Source organism: Pandoraea sp. PE-S2T-3 (assembly GCF_002179965.1).
In the GTDB taxonomy this organism is placed as follows: Bacteria; Pseudomonadota; Gammaproteobacteria; order Burkholderiales; family Burkholderiaceae; genus Pandoraea.
Genome location: NZ_NGUQ01000007.1, coordinates 488,121 through 513,799, shown reverse-complemented (window position 1 = coordinate 513,799; position 25,679 = coordinate 488,121). Strand labels below are relative to the sequence as shown.

Below are 25,679 nucleotides of genomic sequence, written 5' to 3'. Positions count from 1 at the left end.
AGATGAAAACACATGTCAATCAGCGCGCCAAAGGCGTGCTTCGGGGAAGTGCTTTGGAAGTGGGGTTGCAGCGAGGCATTGTTCGCGCCCTGGTGCTCGCGCAGATCATTGCGCCGATATCGGTGCGCGCACAGGTCGTGGCGGCGCCGGGAGGTCAGGGCCCGAGTGTCGTGCAAACCGCCAATGGATTGCAGCAGGTCAACATCACGGCGCCCACGGCCGCCGGCGTTTCCAAGAACGTCTATTCGCAATTCGACGTGCCGCGTCAGGGCGTGATTCTGAACAATTCGCCGACCGTCGTGAACACGCAGCAGGCCGGTTACATCAACGGCAATCCGAACCTCGCGCGTGACCAGGCGGCGCGCGTCATTCTCAATCAGGTGAACAGCAATTCACCCAGCCAGCTACGCGGATATCTCGAAGTCGCGGGCAAAGCTGCGCAGGTGGTGGTCGCGAATAGCGCGGGCATCATGGTTGACGGTGGTGGATTCATCAACACGACGCGCGCAGTGTTGACGACCGGTATCCCCATCATGGGGGCGGACGGCAGTCTGACCGGCTATCAGGTCAATGGCGGCCGTCTGACGATTCAAGGCGATGGTTTGAACGCCGGTAATGTCGATCAGGTCGATCTCATCGCGCGTGCGGTGCAGGTCAACGCGGCGTTGCACGCGAAGCAACTCAATGTCGTGACGGGCACGAATCGCGTCGATCACGACACTTTGGCCGTCCAGAAGATGGCTGGTGACGGCGCAACCCCGGATGTTTCCATCGATGTTGGGCAACTCGGCGGCATGTACGCGCAGCGCATCTTCCTCGTGGGTACGGAAAACGGCGTTGGCGTTTCCAACAAGGGCGTGGTCGCCGCGCAGGCCGGCGATCTGACGTTGACGACGCAGGGCAAGCTCATCAATGCCGGGAAGACCGAGGCCAGTGGGAATCTCGCGCTCAACGCGCGCGACGGGATCGACAACCAGGGCAGCATGTACGCGGGCAGAGGTGCTGACGTGCGTACCGGCGGAGCACTCGAAAACCGTGGTCTGCTGAGTGCTGCGGGCAACGTTGCTGTGCAGGCCGCGAGCGTGGCATCGGATGGGACGTTGGGTGCGGGTATCGACGCGGATGGTCAGGCGACACTCGCCGGCAATCTGAACCTCGCGGCTTCCGGCAAGGTGACGGCAACCGGGCGCAACGTCGCGCGAGGCGATCTGAGCATCACGGGCAGTGCGCTGGACCTGTCGGGCAGCCGGACTGACGCGAGCGGCGGCCTCACACTGACATCGCAAGCGGGGGATATCGACATCCAACGCGCCATCGTCTCGGCGTCTAACGCGCTGAAGATCAGTGCCGCGCAGCATCTGCTGAATGCGAGCGGCAATCTGGCTGCCAACACCATCACGCTGGCCGCGTTGGGGCGGATCGACAACCGCGACGCGCAATCGGTCGCCACGACCCGTCTGGATGTCAGCGGCACGGACATCGACAACCAGCGCGGGTTGCTGCAATCCGGTGCGGCGCTGAAGATCAAGGGCGCTTCGCTGGACAACTCGGCAGGAAGAGTCATTTCGCTTTCGGGCGACGACGCGACCCTCGACGTCGACGGCGAACTTCGAAACGCAGGCGGGACGACCGCAGGCGGCAAGACTGGCGGTGTGATCGGCGGCAACGGCGACCTCAAGGTACATGCCGATTCGCTGGTCAATGCGGCGCAGATCGTAGCGGGCAAGGCGTTGAACGTCACCGCCCGCCAGTTGGACAACACCGGCGGGACCGTCTCCGGCGAGCATATCGACGCCACGCTGAGCGGTGCGCTGATCAATCGGCAGGGCGTGGTCTCCGCGACGACGTCCAGGCTCCAATCCGGCAGCTTGGACAATCGGGACGGTTTGATCGATGCCGATACCTTGTCGCTGACGGTCACGGGCAACGCCTCGAACGGTGGCGGGCAGATCAAGCAGTACGGCCAGGCAGTGCAGACCATCAAGGTAGGCGGCCTCTTCGATAACGCCAGTGGGAATGTGGCCTCGAACGCCAACAGCCTGACGCTAGACGCCGGCGATCTGGCGAACGATAGCGGCAAGGTCAGCCATCTTGGCAGCGGCGTGCTGAACGTCCTCGCAAAAAGTGGGTTCACGAACGTGTCGGGCGTTCTTGGCAGTCTCGGCGCCCTGACCCTGACGGCGGCACGCATCGACAACACGGCAGGCGACCTGAGCGCGGGAGGCACAGCGACGCTCTCGTCGACGTCATACCTTCGAAATCGCGATGGCGGCAAGGTCTACGGCACCCGGGGCCTTACGGTCTCGGCAGATGGCGATGTCGACAACGCGGCGGGCTCTCTTCAAGCTGCCGGTAATGTGAGCGTAGACGCCAAGGGTGTGCTGACGAACACCGGCGGGCGCATCAGTGCCAACGGCGCGCACGATACGCTGACCGTCACCGCCGCCAGCATCGCCAACGCGTCGGGGCAGATCACGAACGCGGGCGATGGCGATACGGCACTCACCGCAGCGCGCGACATCGGCAACGCGGGCGGAACACTCGGCGGCAACGGCAAGCTTGCCGTTGCGGCGGCATCGCTGAGCAACGTGTCCGGCGGGAAGATCATCGGCGGCGGTGTGGTCACACTCGGCGTCGACGGTGCTATCGACAACACGGGGGGGCGCGTGTTCGGCGGCACGTCGCTTACCGCGACGAAGACAAGCGCAAGCGTCGTCAATGCGGGCGGCACCCTGGAGAGTGCAGGCGACGTTGCCCTTCAGGTTGCGTCATTGGACAACGCGGGCGGCGTGATCCGCTCGAATCAGGATGTCGGCGTGGGCGGTGTCATGAGCGGCGCGGGCCAGATGACGGCCGGACGCAACCTGACGCTGGCCGCGATTGGCGATTACGTGAACTCGTCCGCCAACCATCTGCGGGCCGACGGCGTGCTCAAACTGACCTCCACAGGCCGTTTGACGAACACCGGCGCATTCAGCGCCCCTGGAACACTGGATATTCACGCTGCGGAGATCGTCAACGCGGCGGGCGGAGGCTTCAACGCCGCGACAACGCGCCTGAGCGCCGACGGGTTGTTCTCCAACGCCGGTAGCGTCAGCGGTGACACGGTTCGCCTTCAGGCCGGCAGCTTCGTCAATACGAACGCGTTGCTGGGCAACGACGTGCAGGTCAACGCGACCGACATCGAGAACAATGGTGCGGGGGCTGTCATGGGCGGCGCGCGACGCCTTGCGCTGTACACGTCGAATTCCGTGTCGAATTACGACGGCGCGTTGATGTACAGCATTGGCGATATCGAGATCGCGCGGGACGGCACACGTGACGGTGCGGGTCTGCTTGCTAATCAAATCGGCGTACTGAACAACCGTTCGGCCAGCATCATCGCCGATGGCAATTTGGACATCGCCGCGCGTGTCGTGAACAACACGCGTACGAGCATCGTGACGCAGCCGGGCACGCCGGAGTCCACTACGAAGGGCTACGGCCTGTACACAGCGGGGCTGATCGGCGGAACGGAAACACAGTCACACACCAGCCTGACTTTCAAGGAGTGGGTCTGGGGAGCGGGCGCAGCGCCTATTTCATCGATGCTGCTGCAACGCCTTGCGGTGCCGATCACCGTCGATGTGCCGAAGTCACAGGTGACGAACCTGAACATGACGGCGCAGACGTTCAGCCTGACGAAGCCGCTCGAAGAGTCGTATCAGGATCTCACGACCTACGGTCAGGGGCCGTGCGACGACCATGGTCAGTGTCAGTCGACCACGAAGACGCGTGAGGTGGGCAAGAATCCCACGCAGCATTACAACAACATCGTCGACAACGGGGCGACATACCGCATCACCTTCTGGCCGGACTGGGATCCGAATACGATGATCCGTCCGGATCAGGCGATTTCTCGAGGCGACTTGGGGATAGATCAACGCGACTACAACGAGACCGTGCGCGTCATTACCACGACGCGAACGCGTGACGAGTTGATTAGCGCAACACCTGAGGCGAAGCTTCAGGCCCAAGGTTCTATCCGCATCAACGCCGATGGCGGTGTCGTCAACAACCAGTCGTCGACGATGACGGCTGGGCGTGATTTGATTCGGCGGGCAACGGGTGGATCGGTCAACGATGTAGGGATTACGTTGCAGGAAACGGTCTCGCAAACGCAAACGTCGACCTTTTACTGGCATCAAAAGTCGGGCGGCGACAGTGAGGAAGTGACCGTGGCTTATCCGGTCACGCCGCTGCCGCCCGTGACGCTGGCGTCGCTGCCCGCGATTGCCTCCGGCAACCAATCGGTTCAATCGAGCGGGCGCAGTATTGCGGTGTCTAGCGTCGATCCTTCCGGAAATACCGTGGGAAGCGCAGGCGTGACCGGCGGCAACGCGTCGGGGACACAGCTCGGCAATTTGTCCGGCGCAGTCGCGAACCGTCAGACACTCGGTTCTTCTGCGCAGGCGATTCCCGGCCTGACGCTGCCACGCAATGGACTGTTCCAGTTGCGAACGGCGCCGGGACAGACCTATCTGGTCGCGACCGATTCGCGGTTTACCGACTACGGAAAATTCATTTCGAGCGACTACATGCTCGGTCAACTGGGGCTCGATCCGCAGGCGACGCAAAAGCGTATCGGTGATGGATTCTACGAAACCCAACTGGTTCGCGATCAGATCACGGCACTGACGGGCAAGACGCTGCTCGCGGGCTACACCAACTATCTCGACGAGTACACGGCCCTGCTGAACAACGGCGTGACTTACGGAAAACAGTTCGGGATGAGTGTCGGGGTCGGGCTGTCTGAAGCGCAGATGAAGCAGTTGACGTCCGACATGGTTTGGTTGGTGTCGCAGGACGTGACATTGCCCGATGGCTCCGTTCAGTCCGTGCTCGTTCCGCAGGTCTATCTTGCGCAAGCCAACACCGTCGACCTGACCAACTCGGGCGCTATTGTGTCCGGAGGCAGCGTCAAGCTCGCAGCGACGGAGGGGGTCAGCAACAGCGGTCAGATCGTCAGCGATACAGCGACCACGATTTTGGGCGACGCCATTGTGAACCTTGGCGTGATCGGAAGTGGCGGGACGACCGCCCTATCCGCGATTGGCGACATTCGCAACACAGGCGGACGCATTGGTGGAAAGGACGTTGTGGCGCAGGCCGGACGCGACGTCATCAATGAGTCGACGACGTTGACGCAAGTGGCAGGCACCAACAACGGTGGCTTCTCGTCGTCGGCGTCGGCCACAGGGGTGGGCGCAGTCGGGATCATCTCGGGAACGAATAGCGCGGCGGTGATCGCCGGGCGCGACGTCACACTGAACGCGGGGGCCATCGCCAGCGACGGGTCGGTGATCGTCGCTGCCGGTCGCGACGTTAATCTGAACACGGTGACGGTCGGACAATCGCAAACCGTCGGCACAAGCGATGGTCAGAACGGCGGGAGCGATATCGTCACGCAGCATGTTGGCAGCGCGATTTCTGCGGGTGGCAACCTGGTAACGGTTTCCGGTCGCGACACGACGTTGAGCGGCGCGACGATTGTGGCGGGCGGGAGCGCTTCCGTCCTCGCGGGTAACGATGTGACCATCACTGCCGTGAAGGATTCGCATTCGCACGACGAGCGTTCATTCGGCGGGTCGTTGCAATACACCAAGTCGTCGTTCGATGAAGCGGTGAGTGGTGCCTCTGTGAGTGCGGGTAACAACGTGTTGATCGGCGCGGGCCAGGCGAGTGCCGTCAACGGTGTACTCGGCACTTATCAGGTCAGTCCGGTGGCTGCATCGTCCGGGACGGGGAATCTGTCGGTACTTGGCTCGTCGGTGTCGTCACAAGGGACCGGCAGCGTGGCGTTGGCTGCCACGGGGGATGTCAGAATCGGCGCGGTGTCGGAGACACACGACAGCAGCAATTGGCAGCACGACAGCAGTTCCGGGTTCCTCTCCAAGACGGAGGAAACATCGGACGCGCGCTCGCATCAGACCATTGCCGCGGGCTCGACGGTGTCGGGCGATTCGGTGGGTATCGCGGCTGGCAAAGATCTTGTCGTCGGTGGATCTACGGTGGTCGGTACCAACGACGTCGCGTTGCAGGCAGGGCGCGACCTTCGCATCGAGACAGCCGAGAACGTGAGCGAGAGTCGTTCCTTCTACGAGAAGAAGCATTCGGGCCTCGGGTCTTCGGGCGGCGTGGGTGTTTCGTACGGAAGCAACGAGCAACGCGATTGGACCAACGACAGCAGTGTGACGCAGACCGGGAGCTTGGTTGGCAGCCTGAATGGCAACGTGAGCATGGTGGCAGGCAACGACCTGCTGGTTCGCGGCAGCGACATCATGGCGGGCAAGGACATCACCGGTATTGGTCAGAACGTCACGATCGAGTCGGCGGTGGAGCGTCAACATCACGACGAGACGCATGACTACAAGAGTTCTGGCTTCACGCTGGCGGTGAAATCGCCGGTGATCGATGCGGTGCAGAACGTCACCAATCAGGTCAGCGCTGCAACGAACTCCGGGGGAGATGCACGCGTTTCCGTGCTACGCGGGTACGCTGCGGCCAGCGGCGCGGTGGGTGCGTTCGGTGAAGCGAAAGGCGCGTTGAGCATGCTCGAGGCGGGCAAAATGCCGGACGCCAAGATTGAGCTAAGTTTTGGCTCGTCGAGCAGCCATTCGACATCATCCGTCGATACGACGCAAAACGTGTCGAGCAACATCAAAGCCGGTGGAACCGCAGCGTTCATAGCGACAGGAGATGCAGCGTCGGGCAAAGGCAGCGTCAACATCATCGGTTCGAACATCGATGCGAAGGACGTTTTGCTGCAAGCGAACAACCAGGTCAACGTGCTCAGCAGCAAGGACACGGAGTCGACCCGCAGCGACAACGAATCGAAAGGCGGCAGCTTTGGCGTGTCGTTCGGCACAGGCGGCTGGGGCGTGTCGGCCTCGCTCTCGAAGTCAACCGGCGACGCGAATTCGGATTCGACATTCCAGAACAACTCCCACATTAATGCGAGCAACACCGCCGTGATCGTGAGCGGTGGCGACACGAACATCGTTGGCGGGAATGTGAGCGCCGACAAGGTGATCGCGCGCGTGGGCGGCGATCTGAACATTGCGAGCGTGCAAGACACTGGCGAGAGCTCAGCGCATCAGGAGAGCATGGGCGGTGGTCTGAACCTCAGCATGGGAGGCGCGTCGGGGAGCTTTAACTATTCGCGTGGCAATGCGAGCGGCAACTACGCGGGCGTGGTGGAGCAATCGGGGATTCAAGCGGGAAGCGGTGGGTTTGACGTCAACGTTGCCGGTAATACGGACCTGAAGGGGGCGTACATCGCGAGCACAGCGGATCCGTCGAAGAACCAACTGACGACGGGCACGTTGACGTTCTCCGATATCGAGAACCACTCGGACTACAGCGCGAACAGCTTTGGCGTAGGCGGCGGCTTCACGATGGGCAACGGCGGCGCGAACGAGCGTAGGACGGGGCCTTCGTCCGGCAAGAACACGGGCGGCATTTCACCGATGCTGCCGCAGTCGGAGAGTGGCAGCGAGCGTGGCACGACGCGCAGCGGAGTAAGCGAGGGAACGATCACGCTGACGAACGGTGCCAGCCAGACGCAAGACCTGGCGAGTCTGAATCGCGACACGACAAACCTGAATGACACAGTGAGTCGCACGCCGGATCTGCAGCAGCTGCTGGGCGACCAGTCGCGATTGATGGCGGCGGCGACGGCGGCCGGTGAAGCGGTGGCGCGGGATATTGGGACGTATGCGGATAAGAAGCGAGATGCGGCGCAAAAGCTAGCCGACGGCACGGCAGATCCGGAGTTGAAGGCGCAATACCAGAAAGAGGCAGATGACTGGAAGGAAGGCGGCGATTACCGTGCAGCCATGCACGCGGCAGGGGGCGCGATCGTTGCGGGGCTGGGCGGTGGCAATGCCTTGGGTGGTGCTTTGGGTGCGGGTGCGACGTCGAAGCTGGGGGGCGTTTTGAACGACCTGAGCGATCAGATCAAGAACTCGCATCCGACAGGGAATGCTGATATTGATCAGGCGTTGGCGCAGATTGTGGCGACTGGGGTTGGCACGGCAGTCGGTGCGGCGGTTGGTGGGAGTTCGGGGGCGTTTACTGGGTATAACGTCGATCGGTTTAACCGGCAGTTGCATCCGACGGAGGAGCAAAAACTTAAGCAATTGCAGCAAGGCAAATCACCGGAAGAGCAATATAAGTTGGCTGCGGCGAGTTGTACGTTAGTCCGCTGTGCCGACGGTGTTCCCGACGGGGATCCAACCAAGTCCGTATTGCTTCAGATGCAGATTGACGGGGCAGCATTCACGGCAGAGCAGAGTTTGTTAAAGCGGGCTGGTGCTTTTGATGGTTATACCACCATAGATAGCCTGAATGACAAATTCGATCGCTACCAGATCAGTAATCGTGCTGTTGGTGCGGTGCAAGGCGTCTTGGGGGCCGCCACGGCTGCTGCCGCAATTGGAGCTGGATGCGCTAGCATTTTGGCGTGCGGTGCAGGTGCGCTGGTTGCTGGCACGAGCCTTGATTATTCAAAGGCTGGTTTTGCTCAGTTTGTCAATGGAGATTCCGCACTCACGTACGGAGAGCGCGTACTTCAGGGCTTAGGCTTGGATTCTCATTCGGCAACGTTGGCATATGGCGCATTGAGTTTGGGCGGAGTAGCCACAGGTTCTCTGATACAAACGCAAGCGGGAAAACAGGTTGCCGCATTTAACGAAGCGGCCCGCCTGACCTACACAACAGAGAAATTCGGAACTCAAGGCGTTCAGGTGTCTGCCGCCGTTATGCAAACACCGCAAGCACAGGCGATAGTGGACGTATATCTTGCGGCAGGATACGCACAAGATGATGCGATACGATATACGAGAAACCTGATCAATTCAGGGACGGCGTTGCCAACGAAGTTCGACGTTGGCGCAAACACCGAGTTGATAAAAATTGTGCCGAAGGGAATGTACTCTGGCGACGTAGTAGGCGGAACGTCACCGTACTTTATGACGCGATCGGAGTACGAATCGTTATCGAAATTGCCGGCAGACCAGATTGCTGCAAAACTTGGATTACCTGCTGAGCAGGCTATTAGGGGCTCGCAGTTGGGGTTCGACGTTTATTCGATGTCCCCTCTGCCGAAAACGACACCTGTAGCATTTTCGAGCCAAGTCGCCCCTGTTCAGCAGGGTGCCTATTCGGTGCCGGGCGGTGCGCAACAGATACTCGTGCCTAATCGCACGCAGTGGACAGATCCAAATTCGAATAAGATCGGCGAGATAAAGGGATTGCGCTAATGGATAAAGTAAAATTAAGAAAATATGCGGAGCTCCTGGATGTTGAAATTCAAGCGAATCTCGGTAGAAATGCAGACGTAGATTGGTTGAGCGACTATCCTCCGTTAGTTGAGGCTATTGAGGATGCCCGGGCGGGTCGGATAGTTCAACCTCGCGATCTGGGCTTGGCTAGGTGGGAAATGGAGTCAAACATTCAGTCGATAAGAGGCGTGTCGCACCGATTGGCGCAATTTGAACTCTTACTTGAAGGGCTTCCGATTGCAGGTGATGAAGACTAAAAGGTCCGAACCAGAGCCGGTCGATAACTAAATCAGAGTTCAGTAACTAGAAATTTTCGGTAATGAAGGAACGAGAATCTGCAGCGCCCTGAGCAACCTGAATTCTGGATCGCAGGTTCACAAGCTCCATCATACGAGGCCTCAGGATTCGGACTACTTCGTGTTTGACTTGCTGTTCTCCTGCTCCAGTTATTTCGGGCCCTGTGCTTCCGATCCCGGCGACAATCTATCTTAATTTGATGTCTATGAAACTGGCATGATCGCGGAAATTCATCCGAGCGTCGCAGATTACAAAGGAGTGCCGGTGGTGCTCATTGGTATGAGATACGACGCAACGACGATTAAGTCGTGCAAATAGTCAGCCTGCCGAAATCCATTCTAAGGCTTCGGGATATTTACATTCAATTATAAAACCTAGTCTCTTGGCGGTTATGGCAGATAAAATATGGCATCCATTCGAATAACAGAGATGGAAAAGATTGGTAGAGCCGGCAAGAAATGAGATTAAAAAAACATTTCGAACTATTTCGCTGGACGTATTATTTCCTCTTCTGGTTTATGGGTATGGGGGTCAGCGTCGTTATTATCGAACTTGCTGTGGGACCCGCATTGCAATGGTTGTTTCACGACATCCCATATCAATTGCCGACTTGGGATCGAACGGGCCGAATGGCCATGTTCGTGGTCTTGTTCAGCTTGTTCGCAGGCACAGTGACATGGTTTAGTGAAAAAAAGAGAACAGGGCGATAGCGCCTGAGTTGATGAACCCGGCGCTGGCCGGAGTCGTCACGGGGTTTGCCAGCGTAAGCATCATGGGATAGGTGGCGTGCTGGCGACAATATGACGATGATCGGGTTTAGATGGTGCGCTTGGCGCGCACACTGCCGATAGCGCTGCTACCTGTTCGACCCTCATCCGCTCCAGATGCCTCACCTATGCGACGACGCCAGCGTGGCGATAGGTTGGTCGCAGGACCTGTGGTGTTACCATAAGCGCCCATTGGCGATCGCAACGGTAACTCGTTGATTTTCTGGGCCTACAGTTGCATGGACTGTGGTGCCTTACGCCCAAGGCGCCAGAGTGTGTGCAACTGGCGCCGCCGTTTCACGACGGTTCGACGCAACGACAACGCAGGGGCATCTGGCCTGCTGTGGCATCGAACCGGTAAGACATAAGCGCGACGGATAAAGAAAAGGCCTTGATCACTCAAGGCCTTTTCTTTATCCGCACGCATGATCGTTTCGCACTGATCGCCTCACCTCGATCAGCCCACATCGATCACATCACATTCATCACGAAAGGAACACGACGTTGGCACCATCGGAACACGAGCCGCACCGCGAGGGCGGCAAGGCGGGGGCTTCTGCCCCGGGCGAACTGCGACGGACGCTGTCGGCGCGCCACCTGACGATGATCGCGGTGGGCGGGTCGATCGGCACAGGCTTGTTCGTGGCCTCCGGCGCCACCATCGCGCAGGCGGGCCCCGGCGGTGCGCTGCTAGGTTATGTGCTGATCGGCATCATGGTCTATTTCCTGATGACCAGTCTGGGCGAATTGGCCGCTGCCATGCCGGTGTCCGGCTCGTTCTCGACGTACGGCGCGCGCTATGTCGAAGAAGGCTTCGGCTTCGCGCTGGGCTGGAATTATTGGTACAACTGGGCCGTCACCGTCGCGGTGGATCTGGTCGCCGCGCAACTGGTCATGGCGTACTGGTTCCCCGACATACCGGGCGTCTACTGGAGTGCGTTGTTCCTCGCGATCACCTTCGGTCTGAACGCCCTCTCGGCGCGCGGCTTCGGTGAAGCCGAATTCTGGTTCGCGCTGATCAAGGTCGTCGCCGTGCTGGCCTTCGTGGCAATGGGCGTCATGATGCTGCTCGGCATCATTCGTGGCGGCGAGACCGGTGGCCTCGCTAACTGGACCGTGGGCGATGCTCCCTTCGCGGGAGGTTTCGCCGCGCTGATCGGCGTGGCGATGGTCGTCGGCTTTTCGTTTCAAGGCACCGAACTCATCGGCATCGCCGCCGGTGAATCCAAAGACCCCGCACGCAACCTGCCGCGCGCTGTGCGTCAGGTGTTCTGGCGCATCCTGCTCTTCTACGTGGCGGCAATTCTGGTGATCGGCCTGCTGATCCCGTACACCGATCCGCATCTGCTGCGTAACGACGTGAGCGACATCAGCGTCAGCCCGTTCGCCCTGATCTTCGAGCGTGCCGGGCTGCTGGGCGCGGCGTCGGTCATGAACGCGGTGGTGCTGACCTCGATCCTGTCGGCAGGTAACTCGGGCATGTACGCCGCGACGCGCATGCTCTTCAGCCTCGCGCGCGATGGCAAGGCCCCGCGCATCTTCGGTCAAATCTCGCGAAATGGCGTGCCGATGTGGGCGCTGCTGGCGACGGCCACTGTCGCGGCCTTGTGCTTCTTTACCTTCGTGTTCAGTCCCAACGCCGTCTATATCTGGCTGCTCAACACCTCCGGCATGACGGGCTTCATCGCGTGGCTGGGTATCGCGATCAGTCACTATCGATTCCGTCGCGGTTATATCAAGCAGGGTCACGATCTGGCCAACCTGCCCTATGTGTCGCCGTTCTTCCCGTTCGGTCCGATCTTCGCGTTCGTGCTGTGTCTGATCATCACGCTTGGCCAGAACTATCAGGCGTTCCTGCAAGACAAGATCGATTGGGGCGGCGTGGTCGCGACGTACATCGGCATTCCGCTGTTCCTGGTGATTTGGGCGGGCTACCGGCTGGTGAAAGGATCGCGCTTCGTGAAGTACCGTGAAATGAAATTCCCGGATGCGCGGGCCCGCAACCGCGCAGAGGCCCCGGCGTCTGGCGCGGCTACCGAAGTCGCATAGCGCGTTTCAATACCACTGCCGTTGCAACAAAAAAGAAGGGCCTTGATATTCAAGGCCCTTCTTTTTAAATCTCACGCCTCGTAAATCAACCCGTACTCCCCGCCTGTTCGCTTGATTCTCGCGAAGCCAAGTTCGCCCAGATGCATCCCGGCGATCATCAATCCCTCGGCACTGACCCTATCCAGAAGCCGTGATCGTGTGTCCGCCGCCATCGTCGCATCCTGATCGAAGGCAATCGTCACGTCCGGCCGTTGAATCTGGATGTGCGGGAAATGAACGATATCGCCCCAGACCAGCACGCCTTGATTGCCGGATTCGATGAGATAGCCGGTGTGCCCATCCGTATGCCCCGGCAGCGGCATCGCGCTGATACCCGGCAGCACATCGCCCGTATCGAACGTACGAACTCTGTCGCGATAGCCGTCGAACACCTGACGCGCGATCAGGAAATTACCGCGTGCCCGCTCGCTGGCACGACTCAGGTTGCCGTCGTCCTGCCAGAACCGGATCTCCCGCTGATGCACCACAAGCTCCGCGTTCGGGAAGGCAGTCGCCCCATCGGCATTCACCAGCCCGCCGACATGATCCGGATGCGCATGAGTCAACAGAATGGTGTCGATCGACGACGGCTCGATGCCGGCAAGCAACAAGTTGGTTTTCAAGCGCCCGCCCCATTGCTTGATGCCGCCCGCCCCGCCATCGATGAGAATCGTGCGGCCAGCGCCGCGCACCACGTAGCAGTTGATATGCACGGCGTCGGGTGCCTTCTGCCCGGCATCACTTTGGAGTCTGGCGGCTTCCGACGCCTCGATATTCGCGAGGAAGTCTAGGCTGGCGGTGAGATAGCCGTCGCTGACGGCGGTAATCGTGAATTCCCCGACTTGCTGACTGGGAAAGATGAGGTTGGACACAGGGCGGCTCCAGAACGACTAATTGCGGGTGTGAATGTTTGGGGTTAAGGACGTTGGCGCAGCAGCTTCCGGCGCGCTCCCCGGAACGCATAGTCAGGCGCTTGTCAGTTGCGCGGCCATAGGCAAGTAAAGATGGACACCTTCTGCGATGGACTCGACACGTGGCACATCCGTCCGAGACAACACCGCAAGCCAACGCCGCACCGGAAACATTTCCAGCGCAACGGCGTGCATGGCTAACGGCGCAAGCCCCATTTGAATCAGCGGCTCAGGCCCATTCGCGCAAAGCGCGAGAATCTCGTCGTCATTCACCGCCGGGGCAAGACCCATGCCGTCATACAGATTGCGATGCCAATCCGTGATGTGTTCCTGCCACTTCGCGAAATTGCCGCCGCCCTTCTGGCGATACTCGTCGCCCGTCAAAACATCGCGCCCATCAATCGTGTGGATCGCCAGATAAACGGGGCAACCGTCGCTGATCGCTTTGAAGCGCTGGGACGTGTGAAAGCCCGTGACCGAGATGAGCGCGGGCAGCTTCTCAAGGCTGTAGAAGTCGTTCCATTCGGCTTCGCTTTCGGCGTCGGCGTAGCTGCATTCCACGGTATAGATCATCAGATTTTCCTTAGTGACCGATGAGCATTCGCTGGTGAAAAAACGCATGCTCATTGCATTAACGTAATGCTAATCTGATGTTTTCGGCCTTCACATCGATATAAAGTCAGCCTTCAGTGATGTTTGATCAAGCTGACATCGCACGCAGGCCAATCTGCGAGACCCTCATGCGACGCAAGATTCCAAGCAATTCCGCGCTCCAGGCCTTCGAGGCCGCAGCTAGACACGGCAGCTTTGCCCGGGCGGCCGATGAACTAGCGCTAACCGAAGGCGCCGTCAGCCGTCAGATCGCCCGATTGGAGGCGTTTCTGCGCGTCACGCTGTTCGAGCGCGCTGGAAATCGCGTGCGACTCGCTCCTAACGGCGCGCGATACGCGGTGCAGGTGCGCGAGACGCTGGATCGACTGGAACGCGACAGCCTGTATCTGATGGGCCAACCCATCGAGGGCGCGAGCATCGATATCGCCGCAAGTCCGACCTTCGCTACCCGTTGGTTAATCCCGCGTCTGAAGCATTTCCAGAACCAGCATCCGAATGTCACCGTGCATATCGCCGAGCGAATGGATCCGTTCCTCCTCGCGGGAAGCGGTTTCGACGCGGCGATTCATTTTGACCATCCGGCGTGGACCGGCATGCATCTGCATCCCCTGCTGGAGGAGGTGCTGGTGCCCGTCTGTAGCCCGGCGCTGCTTGCGGAAGCCGGGGTGAACACGTCGCTCGACGCACTACCGCGTCTTCACCGCCGGCAGAATCCTGACGCGTGGCAGAGTTACGCGCAAGCGACCGGCATCTTGCTGATCAATTCGGCGGTGGGTGCAAGGTTCGATCTTCATTCGATGTTGATTGAAGCCGCGCTCGCCGGTTTGGGTGTCGCGTTGGTGCCGCGTCTTTATATCGAAACGGAGCTTGAACAAGGCCGTCTGGTTGCGCCGTGGCCCGACGCTAAAGCGATTACCAAGACCTTTTGCCTTGTGCTGCCGGAACCGATCGAATTGAGCGAGCCACCGGTGCAGGCGTTTGCGAAATGGCTGCTGGATGAGGCCCGGGACTTGACGCTTTAAAACCGGAGGCCTTCGGCGAAACCCGCGGCGTGCACCCCACACTTCACCCGAAGCCAAAACGTTCCGCCTCGCGCCGCTCACACAATTGCCTCGACGAACTCATCGACCTCATCGACCTCATCGACCAGATCGAACCGATCCCGACTCAACGCCGAGGCACCCGAATTGCAGCCACTGCAAACCACCACGAGCGCACCGAACACCGCCATCGACATGGCATTGCTGCTGACGCTATCCACGCTTTGGGGCGCGTCATACACGTTCATCAAGATCGGCGTCGCCACCATCCCGCCGGTGACGTTCATTGCGGCGCGCACGTTGATCGCAGGCACCGCGCTGCTGCTCTGGATGCGCATACATCGCGTTGCTATGCCACGCGATCCGGCCGTGTGGCGGCGCTTCTTCGTACAGGCGCTGCTTAACAGCGTGGTCCCGTTCACGCTCATCGCATGGGCGGAGCGCTCGGTGGACGCCAGCCTTGCCACCATCCTCAACTCCGCCTCCCCGGTCCTCGCGTTTCTCGGCACGTGGCTGTTCACTCGTCATGAACCGATCACGCCTCGTAAGGGTATCGGCGTCGTCGCAGGCCTCGCCGGTATCTGCCTCGTCGTAGGCGTCAGTGCGTTCGACGGACTCGGTCACCAGCTAATCCCGCAACTGGCGATCCTGCTGGCAACGGTTTGCTACGCGGCGGCAGCGATCTATGGACGATCGTTCAAAGGGCTCTCTCCGGCGGCACCGGCGGCGGGCTCACTCATCGTCGGTGCGGTCCTGCTCGTGCCGGTGAGTCTGGCCGTCGACCGTCCGTGGACGCTTCACCCGTCTGCGGCGTCCCTCATGGCGCTGCTCGCGTTGTCGATCTTTTCGACCGCTGTGGCATTCGTCATCTACTTCCGGCTCGTGCAGACGCTCGGTTCCGTGGGCACCACGGCGCAGGCCTATTTGCGAGTGCCGATCGGCGTAGCCATCGGCATCGTGTTTCTTGGCGAATCGCTGACGGCGTCTGCGTGGCTCGGACTGGGATGCGTCGTCGCGGGCGTGGCCGCCATGACGATCCCTCCCCGGAAACCCCGGCACCAGAACGCCTGAGGCCGCCAGCGCCTGCCGTTAGCATTCTTCTATCAGCGACCCAATCCGATAATTTCTGCCGACATCTGCATCCGTTGGCGCTCCCCGTTCGTATAGAGGGGAAATACCGCCATCGGAGCTCGCATGTTGCTCGCTGCCGCCTTCGCGTACGTCGCACTGATCGCCGTCTTCACGGGGGCGTGGCTGCGCCAATTGCGCACGCACAACGCCGGGATGGTCGACCCGGTCTGGGCGGCGTCGCTGGCCGGGGTGGCGGTGCTGGCCGCCGTCCTTGGCACCGGCGCCACCGTCAGCCGGGTGTTCGTGCTCGTCGCGGGCGGCCTTTGGGGGCTGCGACTCGCCCACCACCTTTGGCAGCGAAACCACGGCCAGCCGGAAGATCCCCGTTACCGCCAGTTTCGCGAGCAATGGGGCGACGCGGCGAACCGCAACATGTTCTGGTTTTTCCAGTTGCAGGCCGTGATCTCGATGGCGTTGTCCATCGCGTTCTTCATCCCCGCGTTTCAGGCGGAAACCCCGTCATGGATCGCTCTCGCGGCGGCCATCGTCATCTGGCTGATTGCCGTCATCGGCGAGGCATCGGCCGACCGCCAACTGCGGCATTTCGTGGCCGACCCGGCCAATCGCGGGCAGGTCTGCCGGGTTGGCTGGTGGCGCTATTCGCGTCATCCGAACTACTTCTTCGAATGCGTGCACTGGTGCGCCTATGCGGCGCTGTCGCTGGGCTTGCCGTTGGGCTGGCTCACGCTGCTGCCGCCGCTGCTGATGGCGGTGCTGCTGCTGAAGGTCTCGGGCGTCCCGATGCTCGAAGCGCGCCTCGTCAAAACACGGCCGGGCTATGGCGAATACATGCGCACCACCAGCGCCCTTGTGCCTTGGCCGCCGAAGTCTTCGATGCAGTCCAACTCGGACACGCCACCCCCCTCACCCCCATCACCCCCGTCAGGCCGCCAATCATGACTGCCGCCCAATCCACCCGTCCGCCGGAGTCCGTCCCCATGACCGCGATCCTCACGCAGCCGCCTGCCGACACGTCGAAGCCAGCCGCCGCGCACGACGAGTCCGGACTCATCCGTTTGTGCGAACGGGGTTTCGTACCCGACGTGCTCTTGCGTGCCGCCATGCGCGCCCTGATGCGCCAGCGCCTGCGCGACGAACATGCCGACGACGCCGAGCGCAGCGCGCAGGCCCTCGAAGCGCTCGTTTCCGAACTCCGCGCCAGCCCCATCGCGATTGAGACCACGGCGGCCAATGTCCAGCATTACGAAGTCCCGAGCGCGTTCTTTGCCGCGCATCTCGGGACGGCGATGAAGTACTCGTGCTGTCTCTATCCGACCGGTGAAGAAACGCTCGCACAAGCAGAAGACGCCATGCTGGCCTGCTACGCCGAGCGCGCCGGCATCGAAGACGGACAACGCATTCTCGATCTCGGATGCGGCTGGGGATCGCTGTCGCTATGGCTCGCCGCGCGCTACCCCTATGCGCGCATCGTCGGTCTCTCGAACTCGGCAGGACAACGTCAGCACATCGAAGCCGTCGCGGCCCAGCGCGGCTTGAAGAACCTGCGCATCGTGACCGGCAACGTTGTCGATTTCGAATTCGACAACAACGTGCCCGCTGGTTTTGACCGCGTGATTTCCATCGAAATGTTCGAGCACATGAAGAACTACGACGCGTTGCTTGCCCGCATTGCCCGCTGGCTCAACGACGACGGCAAACTGTTCGTGCACATCTTCGCGCACCGCCACCTCGCCTATCACTTCGAGAACAAAGACGGCACCGACTGGATGTCGCGACACTTCTTCACGGGCGGCACCATGCCGTCGGCGGATCTGCTGCTGCGCTTTCAGAACGACTTGCGCGTCACGCATCAATGGTGGCTGAACGGGCAGCACTACGAGCGCACCGCGAATCAATGGCTTGCGTCGCTCGACGCGGCACGTGAGCGGATTCTGCCGATTCTCGAATCGTGCTATGGCCCCGACGCCCGCGTCTGGCTGCAACGGTGGCGCATGTTTTACATGGCCGTCGCCGAGTTGTTTGGTTACGCGAAGGGTAACGAATGGGGCGTGGGGCACTACCTCTTCGAGAAGGCCGGTGCATCGCGCCGCCTCACGAAGTGACGACGGGGAACATCATGCATCCGACACCAGCCTGGCTTCCCCCGGGGCGCCGCATTGCCGTCGTAGGGGCCGGTATTGCGGGACTCGCGAGCGCTTACCTGCTCAAGCGAAGACACCGCGTCACGCTGTTCGAAGCGGCGAACTACGCGGGCGGCCATTCGCATACGGTCGACGTCACACTGGACGGCACCACCGCACCTGTGGACACGGGTTTTCTCGTGTTCAACGACCGCACCTATCCCAACTTGCTGGCGCTCTTCGACGAGCTGGGTGTGAGCGCCATCGCCAGCGATATGTCGTTCTCGGTGTCGGTGAACGGCGGCGCGCTCGAATGGGCGGGCACCAACCTCAACACGGTATTCGCGCAGCGTAGCAATCTCTATTCGCCGAGCTTTCTGGGCATGTTGCGCGACATCCTGCGCTTCAATGCATCGGCAGAGCGCCATCTGCACCACGCGGAACGCGAACGCCATTCCGTCGGTGAATTGCTCGCCGCGAATGGCTACGGTCAGCCGTTCCAGCATCACTATCTGTTGCCGATGGCGGCCGCGATCTGGTCGAGCCGCGCGGCCGATATTCTGCGCTTCCCTGCGGCCACGTTTCTTCGGTTCTGCCTGAATCACGCACTGTTGCAAGTCAATCACCGTCCACAGTGGAAGACGGTGACCGGTGGTTCGCGCGACTACGTCCAACGTATCGTGGCCACCCTCGACGATGTGCGTCTGAATACCCCCGTGCAGAGCATTCGCCGCGACGCCGATGGCGTGACGCTCATGTTCGATGGCGAGGCGCCACAACATTTCGACGCTGTCGTTATGGCGGGGCACGCCCCCGATACGCTGCGTCTGCTGGCCGATGCCGATCCGCAAGAACGAAGCACGCTCGGCGCCATTCGTTATCAACCGAACACGGCGGTGTTGCACACCGACGCCCGCTTGCTGCCGCGACGCCGCCGTGTCTGGTCGGCGTGGAATTACCTGAGCAAAACCAGCGTGGCCAATGCTGCGCAGAGCGATGCGCAATCGCCCGTGTGCGTGAGCTATCTGCTCAACCAGCTTCAGGCACTGCCGTTCAGCACGCCGGTGATCGTCACGCTCAACCCGGTAGACGAACCCGCGCCCGAAGCGACGCTGGGCCGCTACGCCTACGAACATCCGTTGCTCGATCTTGCCGCCGTCGACGCGCAGGCGCGATTGCCGGAACTGCAAGGCCAGCGGCGCACGTGGTTTGCCGGTGCGTGGACGGGTTACGGCTTTCATGAAGACGGACTGAAGTCTGCGCTGCGCGTCGCGAGAGACTTCGGCGTATCACCGCAGTGGGCCAAGCTATGAAAGCCCTCAACCTGCGCGACGGCCCCGCCGCCTATCTCTTGCGCGGCAACGTGATGCACGAGCGCCTGCGCCCGGCACATCACGCATTCGACTATCCGCTGTTCCAGATCGTTTGCGACATTGGCCGTCTGGACGAATCGAAGCGCTGGTGGTTCGGCGTGGACCGCTGGGGACCGATGTCGATATCGTCGCGCGACTACGGTCCGCGCGATGGCAGCGCGCTTGAGCCGTGGATGCGAGCCCGTCTTGCCGAAGCGGGTATTCCCGCAGACGGCCGCATCTGGCTGCAAACGATTCCGCGCCTCGCGGGCTACGCGTTCAATCCGGTGAGCTTCTGGTATTGCCACGACCGGCACGGCGATTTGCGTGCGTTGTACGCCGACGTGCGCAACACGTTTGGCGAGCATCACGGGTACTTGCTGAGCGCGCCGGGCCACTTCGCGATTCTGAATGGCACGGTGCTGCAATGCCGGAAGGTCTTTCACGTGTCGCCGTTCTGCGATGTCGAAGGCCGCTACGAGTTTCGCGCGCGACGCTACAAAAAAAACCTGTCGGTTGCCATCGACTATTTCGATCACGACGAGGTGTTGTTGCGCACGGCGCTCAGCATGCAGGCCGAGCCGTTCACTGGCCGAAGCGTACTTCGTGCGGTGATGGCGCTACCGTTCAATGCCATCAACGTCGTGCTGCGAATTCACTGGCAAGCGTTGCGTCTGCTGCGCAAGCGCGTGCCGTTCTACGGCAAGACACCGCCGACGCAGGTGGCGACGACTTGCGTTGCCAATGCCGATGCGGCCAAACAACAAGCCTCGCCTTCCGATCAAGAGGTCATTCCATGATTCCGATTCGCATGCTCTCGCCGCATTCGGCGATTCCTCTGTCGGCACGTCTGTTCATGGGATTGCTCCAACGCATCCGCGTCGGGCATCTGACGCTCATTGCGCCCGACGGGACACAACACGTTTTCGGCGATCCGCACCTGTCGCCGGGGGCCACGCTCCAGATTCTCGACTGGCGGGCTTGCCGCCGAATACTGCACGCGGGCGATATCGGTTTTGCCGAAGCCTATCGAGCGAAGTGGGTCGATTCACCCGACATCATCGCGCTGCTGCGCCTGGCGATACGCAATCAGTCGTGCGTTTCACAAACGCTCACGGGCTCGCGACTGGCGCAGCTCTGGTATCAACTGCGGCAACGTCTGCGCGCGAATACGCGCTCGGGAAGCCGTCGCAACATTCACGCGCATTACGATATCGGCAACCGCTTCTACGGACTCTGGCTTGATGAGACATGGACGTATTCGAGCGCGCTGTTCGACGGCAATGAACACCGTTCGCTGGCCGAGGCACAAAGCGCCAAGTATCAGCACATCGTCGACACCCTGAAGCTGCGCCCGGGCGCGCGCGTGCTGGAGATCGGCTGTGGCTGGGGCGGCTTTGCCGTGCATGCGGCACGGCAGGGTATCCACGTGCACAGCCTGACGATTTCGCAGGCGCAGTTCGAGATCGCCCAGCAACGCATCGCGGATGAAGGGCTCGGTGCGCTCGCCGATATCGTGCTGATGGACTACCGCGACGTGCAGGGCCAGTTCGATGCGGTCGTGTCGATCGAGATGTTCGAGGCGGTCGGCGAGGCGTTCTGGCCGGGTTATTTTGCGACGCTCAAACGATGCCTTAAACCGGGTGGTCAAGCGTTGGTGCAATCGATCACCATCGACGAATCGGCTTTCGAAGCTTACCGCGCGTCGGGCGATTTCATCCGTGAATTCATCTTCCCGGGCGGCATGCTGCCGAGCGCAGAGCGCTTCGTGAAAGCCGCGGAAGACGCCGACATGAAAGCGGCGGTCACGCTGTCGTTCGGGCTCGATTATGCGCGGACGCTGAGCCTCTGGCGCGCTGCCTTCGAAGCGAATCTCGACGCAGTGCGCGAACAAGGCTTCGACGACACCTTCATCCGGACGTGGCGGTTGTACTTGCAGTACTGCGAGGCGGCGTTCATGGAACAGCGCATCGACGTGCGGCATTTTCTTGTGAGTGTGTGACGTTGATATGCGATCGCACTTCCCGTCCTGCTTATCGAGCGCGTGCGCGCAGGCGTCGCTGTGACCGCCATCGCACGACGCTCGCAAGTCGGCGTCTATGCCATCGCCGGACAGATCGGCTGGTTCGCGTGCGTGCTTGGCGCAGCGCACGGTAAGGCCTGGATCGGGGCGTTGGTTGTCGCCGTACTGGCTTGCGCTCATTTGGCAGTGACGCAGACCCAACGTCGCGAGCTCTTGTTCCTGAGCGTCGTGACGATCTGCGGATGGACGTGGGAGTGCGTTGTGGTGCGCACCGGATGGCTCCGATACCCGGGGGACGCGGCAACTGCCTATGCCCCCTACTGGATGGCGAGCTTGTGGCTGCTCTTTGCGTTGCAGATCAATGCGGTGTTCCGCTGGCTGCGCGGTCGATGGATGATTGCCGCGCTGCTGGGCGGCATCGCCGGGCCATTGTCGTTTCGTGCTGGGGCCGCGCTCGGGGCGGCGCACTTGATCGTACCGGCCGCCGCTTTGGCACTCATTGCTGTCGGCTGGATGGTGTGGCTGCCAGCGCTCGTCTGGTTCGGAGAGAAAACGGACGACGCAGGCGCCGCGAGGGCAGCGTCGTCCGCGTGACGACAGGCGTCGTTTCAAACATCGGGGGACGGTATCGCCGTCAACCCGAGATGTAGCGCCGTCTCCGGTCTCAGTGTCACGTGCATGCGCGGCTTGGGTGCGGACATACCGTCGGGCACCGACAGTGTGAAGCGCTGCAAGATCATGGCGGCGATCACGATGATTTCAGTGGTCGCCAGATGCTGCCCGAGACAGACACGCGGCCCGGCACCGAAAGGCATATGCGTGCCGCGCGGCGCCGCCGGCGCATCGCTCGCGAAGCGCTCCGGGCGGAACGCCGTGGGCTCGGCAAACGATCGCGCGTCGTGCTGCAACAACTGCACCGGCAACATGAACAACGTTCGCGCCGGAAACTGCCACGTGCCCAGCGTGATGGGACGCGTTGCACGACGACTGAGCAGGGTCGGCGCCGCGGGATACAGGCGCAGCGTCTCGTCGATCGTCTGGGAAAGATAGCGCAGTGCGGGCCGGGGCTCGGCGCTCGGCACCATCTCACCCGCTGAACCCAACACACGAATCACCTCGTCGCGCGCGGCTTCTTGTATCGCCGGATTTGAGGCCATGCACCATGCCCACCACGTGAGCGTGCCTGCCGTCGTTTCGTGTCCAGCGAGAAACGTCGTCATGCATTCGTCGCGCACCGCCTGCAACGACCAACTCTGCGGATCTTCCCGATGCAACCGCAGCAATCGCGACAACAGGTCATCAGGCCACACGTCAGCAGGCATCGCCAGACGCGCGTTCACATGACGATCAATCAATCCCTTCAGCCCACGAACGGCTCGCCGCTTCTCGCGCTTCCACGGCATCCAGTCCGGCCAGCTCGCGGGCCAATAGAACTCGGCATCGGCCGCTTCGCTCGCGACGCGCAGCGCGCGCTCCGCCATGCGTGCCTCGTCACCGATTTCGCCTGAAAACACCTGTCGCATGATCACGTCCATCGTGAGCGAGGTCAGCGCGCTTTCGATGGACCAGTGCGCGTCACGCTGTGGCCACGCGTCGAGCGCACGCACCGTAGCGGCTGCGATCTGCGGCACGAACGTCTGCACCGACTTCGGCAGGAAGTACGGCTGCAACGTCTGCCGTTTATGGTGCCACGCGTCCCCTTCCGCAATCAGCACGCTGTGGCCGTGAAGCTGTGACATCACGCTCACCCCGCGCTCCCAACGAATCAGCGAGTGGTGGTGCGTGACCAGCAGCGCTCGAACGAGTTGCGGGTCGGTCACGACGACCGCATGCTCGGGCCAGAAACGCACGTGCACCACGTCGCCATAAGTGCGTTTCCATTGCGCCAACGTACCCAGCAGGTCACCGGACATCTGCCGGAGCAGTCCCCAGCCGGTGATGCCTGCCGGCGGCCCGGGCGGCCATACGCCGGGTGGGTGCAGGGCAGGAGCGGCCGCCTCGGGTGTCTCCGGCGTAACGGGACGAGACGACGCTGCGGCATCGCCGTGAAACGGACATTGGGGTGGGGTTCGCGTGTTCATGACGGGTATTTCACGCCAGCGCGCATCGCCTGTCTTGAACGGAAACGACGTTTACAACGGCCTGTGGCGGTCCCTATACTGCGGAGCCATGACCTCCCGGCTGCCATCCAATCTCTCGCCGTGTCCCGACCGCTATGCTCGCGCACCTCTGGTGGCGCGCGGCGGTCCCGCGCCGCACACGCGGCTGTATCCGCCGTCGGCAGCGTTGTACGGCGCAGTGATGGCAGTGGTGAGCCGAGACATCCGGCACGTGCCGCTGACGGATGCGCAGCGCCTGTCGCACTTTCCGGCGTCTCCTGTCGTGTGCCTGACGGTCTACCAAGGCTTCGATGTGGGGCTCGTACACGACACCCCGGCGGGTGCCCGGTGGACGCCTCACGGCACGCGCGTCACCCTCTCAGGCAGCCAATCGATGCCGACGACGACATGGGCGACGACCGGCGGGCGCGGCGTCATGGTGTGTTTTCCCGCGAATGTGGCGAAGATCTTGTTCGGCGTGAACCTGTCCGAGATTCAGGATCGCTTCGTTTGTGCGTGGGCGGCATTGGCAAACGACTGGCATCCGTTCCTCGACGCGTTTGCCGAAGCCCCCGATGACGCTGCGACGATGGCTGTGCTCGATCACTACCTCGCGCCCCGTTGGCAGACCCTTCAGCCCGAGCGATCGGCGCTGACTTCGTTACGGCTCGCGGGGCAACGCTGGGTGGAGGGGCTGGCGTTTCAGGCGCTTCAGTGGCGCCAGACGCACAGCCCGCGTCAGGTCGAGCGTCGCATCAAGACGCATACGGGGCGTTCCCTGCGCGAGTGGCAGGCGCTCGTCAAAACGGAGGGGGTGTTCTTCGCCGCCCGCGATCGGCTGGAGGCCGGCGAATCGTTCGACTGGGCCGAGATGGCACAGGACGAAGGCTTTGCCGATCAGGCGCACATGAGCCGGATGGCCAAACGCATTACCGGCTTTTCGCCGACCGAATTCACCCAGCGTTACATGGAAGACGAGTCCTTCTGGCTTTACCGGTTGTGGGTGTGACGACCCGCACGCCACCCCCGCACACCCCTCCTCAACCCACTGATTTATCGCGTCTTCACCGGCAGCCAGATCTCCAGCGAACCCGTCCCCGCTACGGGGTTGAAGTCCTCGCTGTAGCGCTCGAAATCGGGCGCATCGACGGCGTCCAGTCCGGACGACGGCAGCCACTGATGCCAGATCGTGTAGACGGTTTGATGCAGCAGCGAGATATGTCCCTTGTGCTCGAACACTGCATATTGCAGCGGGGCGATATCGACACATCGGAACCCTTCAGGCAAACGGTCACGGCGACTGACTTCCACGCCCGCGATGTACTCGAAGCCGCCTTCCCCGTCGGGGTTGCAGCACACGCCATAGGTCACGTCGCTCACCTGATCGGGAAAATTGCGGAAGTACGGATTAAAGGCTTCCCAAAGCGCCGGAATGCCCTCGTTGGTTGCGAAGGTGAAGCGGCTGCTCAAGCCGGCGACCGTTAATGCTTTGCCCGTCTCAATGCGAGGCGGGGCGAGATCGATAAATTTGATGTCTTTCATGCGGAGGGGCTCCACGAGTCCAAGGCCGTCGAGATGGCGCCGGGCGCGCAACTGCTCGGGTGTGAGCCCGAAGAAGTCGGCGAAGGCGCGCGTGAACGCTTCGTGGGAGCTATAGCCGGCGTCGAGTGCCACGCTGAGAATATCGGGGGCATCGCTCGCCAGTGTTTGTGCAGCACGCGTCAGTCGACGGGCGCGCACATACCGCATGACAGACCAGCCCGTCGTGATCGCAAACAGGCGCGAAATGGCGAAGCGCGACATCTCGCTGGCGTGCGCGATATGATCGAGCGTGAGTTCGCTGCCTATCTGAATCTCGATATACCAGAGTGCTTTTCCTACCGGGGTCATAGCGCTTCCGAGAACGTTTGAGCGGACTATAGAGACTTCGAATGATGCGCATTTGATCGTTCTTG

The 25,679-nt window shown here is 61.5% G+C and carries 16 protein-coding genes; 12 read left to right on the top strand and 4 right to left on the bottom strand.

Translation table 11 applies throughout. The features are described 5' to 3' along the window. Positions 1-2: 2 nt before the first annotated feature. The 3 genes from CDV46_RS04305 (at position 3) to CDV46_RS04290 (ending at position 12,436) form a co-directional block, all read left to right on the top strand. Complete coding sequence (locus tag CDV46_RS04305) at positions 3-9,302, top strand: hemagglutinin repeat-containing protein (RefSeq protein ID WP_087721889.1); 9,300 nt, start codon at positions 3-5, stop codon at positions 9,300-9,302. Then, positions 9,302-9,580, top strand: a complete 279-nt coding sequence (locus CDV46_RS04300; RefSeq protein ID WP_087721888.1) for a hypothetical protein — start codon at positions 9,302-9,304, stop codon at positions 9,578-9,580. Before CDV46_RS04305 ends, CDV46_RS04300 begins: the two co-directional genes overlap by 1 nt. A 1,311-nt stretch (positions 9,581-10,891) precedes the next feature. Next, positions 10,892-12,436: an amino acid permease gene (locus CDV46_RS04290; protein ID WP_087721886.1), complete on the top strand. Its 1,545-nt coding sequence runs from the start codon at positions 10,892-10,894 to the stop codon at positions 12,434-12,436. Positions 12,437-12,507: 71 nt separating this feature from the next. On the opposite strand, the gene CDV46_RS04285 is transcribed toward CDV46_RS04290, so the two are convergent. Both CDV46_RS04285 and CDV46_RS04280 read right to left on the bottom strand, forming a co-directional pair. Next, positions 12,508-13,347: an MBL fold metallo-hydrolase gene (locus tag CDV46_RS04285; RefSeq protein ID WP_087721885.1), complete on the bottom strand. Its 840-nt coding sequence runs from the start codon at positions 13,345-13,347 to the stop codon at positions 12,508-12,510. A gap of 93 nt (positions 13,348-13,440) precedes the next feature. Beyond that, on the bottom strand, positions 13,441-13,959 hold the full coding sequence (locus CDV46_RS04280) for a sugar ABC transporter (protein WP_087722027.1): 519 nt from the start codon (positions 13,957-13,959) through the stop codon (positions 13,441-13,443). Between the two features lie 167 nt (positions 13,960-14,126). Here CDV46_RS04280 and CDV46_RS04275 point away from each other — a divergent pair, with 167 nt between their 5' ends. The 8 genes from CDV46_RS04275 (at position 14,127) to CDV46_RS04240 (ending at position 22,219) form a co-directional block, all read left to right on the top strand. Continuing rightward, the gene (locus CDV46_RS04275) at positions 14,127-15,020 is read left to right on the top strand and encodes a LysR substrate-binding domain-containing protein (RefSeq protein ID WP_087721884.1); all 894 of its coding nucleotides are present in this window, start codon (positions 14,127-14,129) and stop codon (positions 15,018-15,020) included. Positions 15,021-15,233: 213 nt separating this feature from the next. Next, positions 15,234-16,109 carry a DMT family transporter gene (locus CDV46_RS04270; protein WP_087721883.1) on the top strand — a complete coding sequence of 292 codons (876 nt, stop codon included), beginning with the start codon at positions 15,234-15,236 and terminating at the stop codon, positions 16,107-16,109. Between the two features lie 123 nt (positions 16,110-16,232). Beyond that, positions 16,233-17,069, top strand: a complete 837-nt coding sequence (locus CDV46_RS04265; protein ID WP_087690613.1) for a DUF1295 domain-containing protein — start codon at positions 16,233-16,235, stop codon at positions 17,067-17,069. Positions 17,070-17,107: 38 nt separating this feature from the next. Beyond that, the gene (locus CDV46_RS04260; RefSeq protein WP_087721882.1) at positions 17,108-18,232 is read left to right on the top strand and encodes an SAM-dependent methyltransferase; all 1,125 of its coding nucleotides are present in this window, start codon (positions 17,108-17,110) and stop codon (positions 18,230-18,232) included. Positions 18,233-18,246: 14 nt separating this feature from the next. Then, a complete protein-coding gene (locus CDV46_RS04255; RefSeq protein ID WP_087722026.1) occupies positions 18,247-19,563 on the top strand; it encodes an NAD(P)/FAD-dependent oxidoreductase in 1,317 nt (438 codons plus the stop codon). Continuing rightward, a complete protein-coding gene (locus CDV46_RS04250; RefSeq protein ID WP_087721881.1) occupies positions 19,560-20,402 on the top strand; it encodes a DUF1365 domain-containing protein in 843 nt (280 codons plus the stop codon). The genes CDV46_RS04255 and CDV46_RS04250 overlap by 4 nt, the downstream gene beginning before the upstream one ends. Then, on the top strand, positions 20,399-21,604 hold the full coding sequence (locus CDV46_RS04245) for an SAM-dependent methyltransferase (protein ID WP_087721880.1): 1,206 nt from the start codon (positions 20,399-20,401) through the stop codon (positions 21,602-21,604). Before CDV46_RS04250 ends, CDV46_RS04245 begins: the two co-directional genes overlap by 4 nt. A gap of 60 nt (positions 21,605-21,664) precedes the next feature. Further along, entirely contained in the window at positions 21,665-22,219 is a 555-nt protein-coding gene (locus CDV46_RS04240; protein WP_254915922.1) for a DUF2878 domain-containing protein, read from the top strand. Positions 22,220-22,233: 14 nt separating this feature from the next. Here the strand turns inward: CDV46_RS04240 and CDV46_RS04235 are convergent, their stop codons facing one another. Then, entirely contained in the window at positions 22,234-23,706 is a 1,473-nt protein-coding gene (locus CDV46_RS04235; protein WP_087721879.1) for a cytochrome P450, read from the bottom strand. A gap of 88 nt (positions 23,707-23,794) precedes the next feature. Between CDV46_RS04235 and CDV46_RS04230 the strand changes: the two genes are divergently transcribed. After that, positions 23,795-24,733: a helix-turn-helix domain-containing protein gene (locus CDV46_RS04230; protein ID WP_087721878.1), complete on the top strand. Its 939-nt coding sequence runs from the start codon at positions 23,795-23,797 to the stop codon at positions 24,731-24,733. A gap of 44 nt (positions 24,734-24,777) precedes the next feature. On the opposite strand, the gene CDV46_RS04225 is transcribed toward CDV46_RS04230, so the two are convergent. After that, positions 24,778-25,614, bottom strand: coding sequence for an AraC family transcriptional regulator (locus CDV46_RS04225; protein WP_087690601.1), 837 nt, complete (start codon positions 25,612-25,614; stop codon positions 24,778-24,780). Positions 25,615-25,679 lie beyond the last annotated feature (65 nt).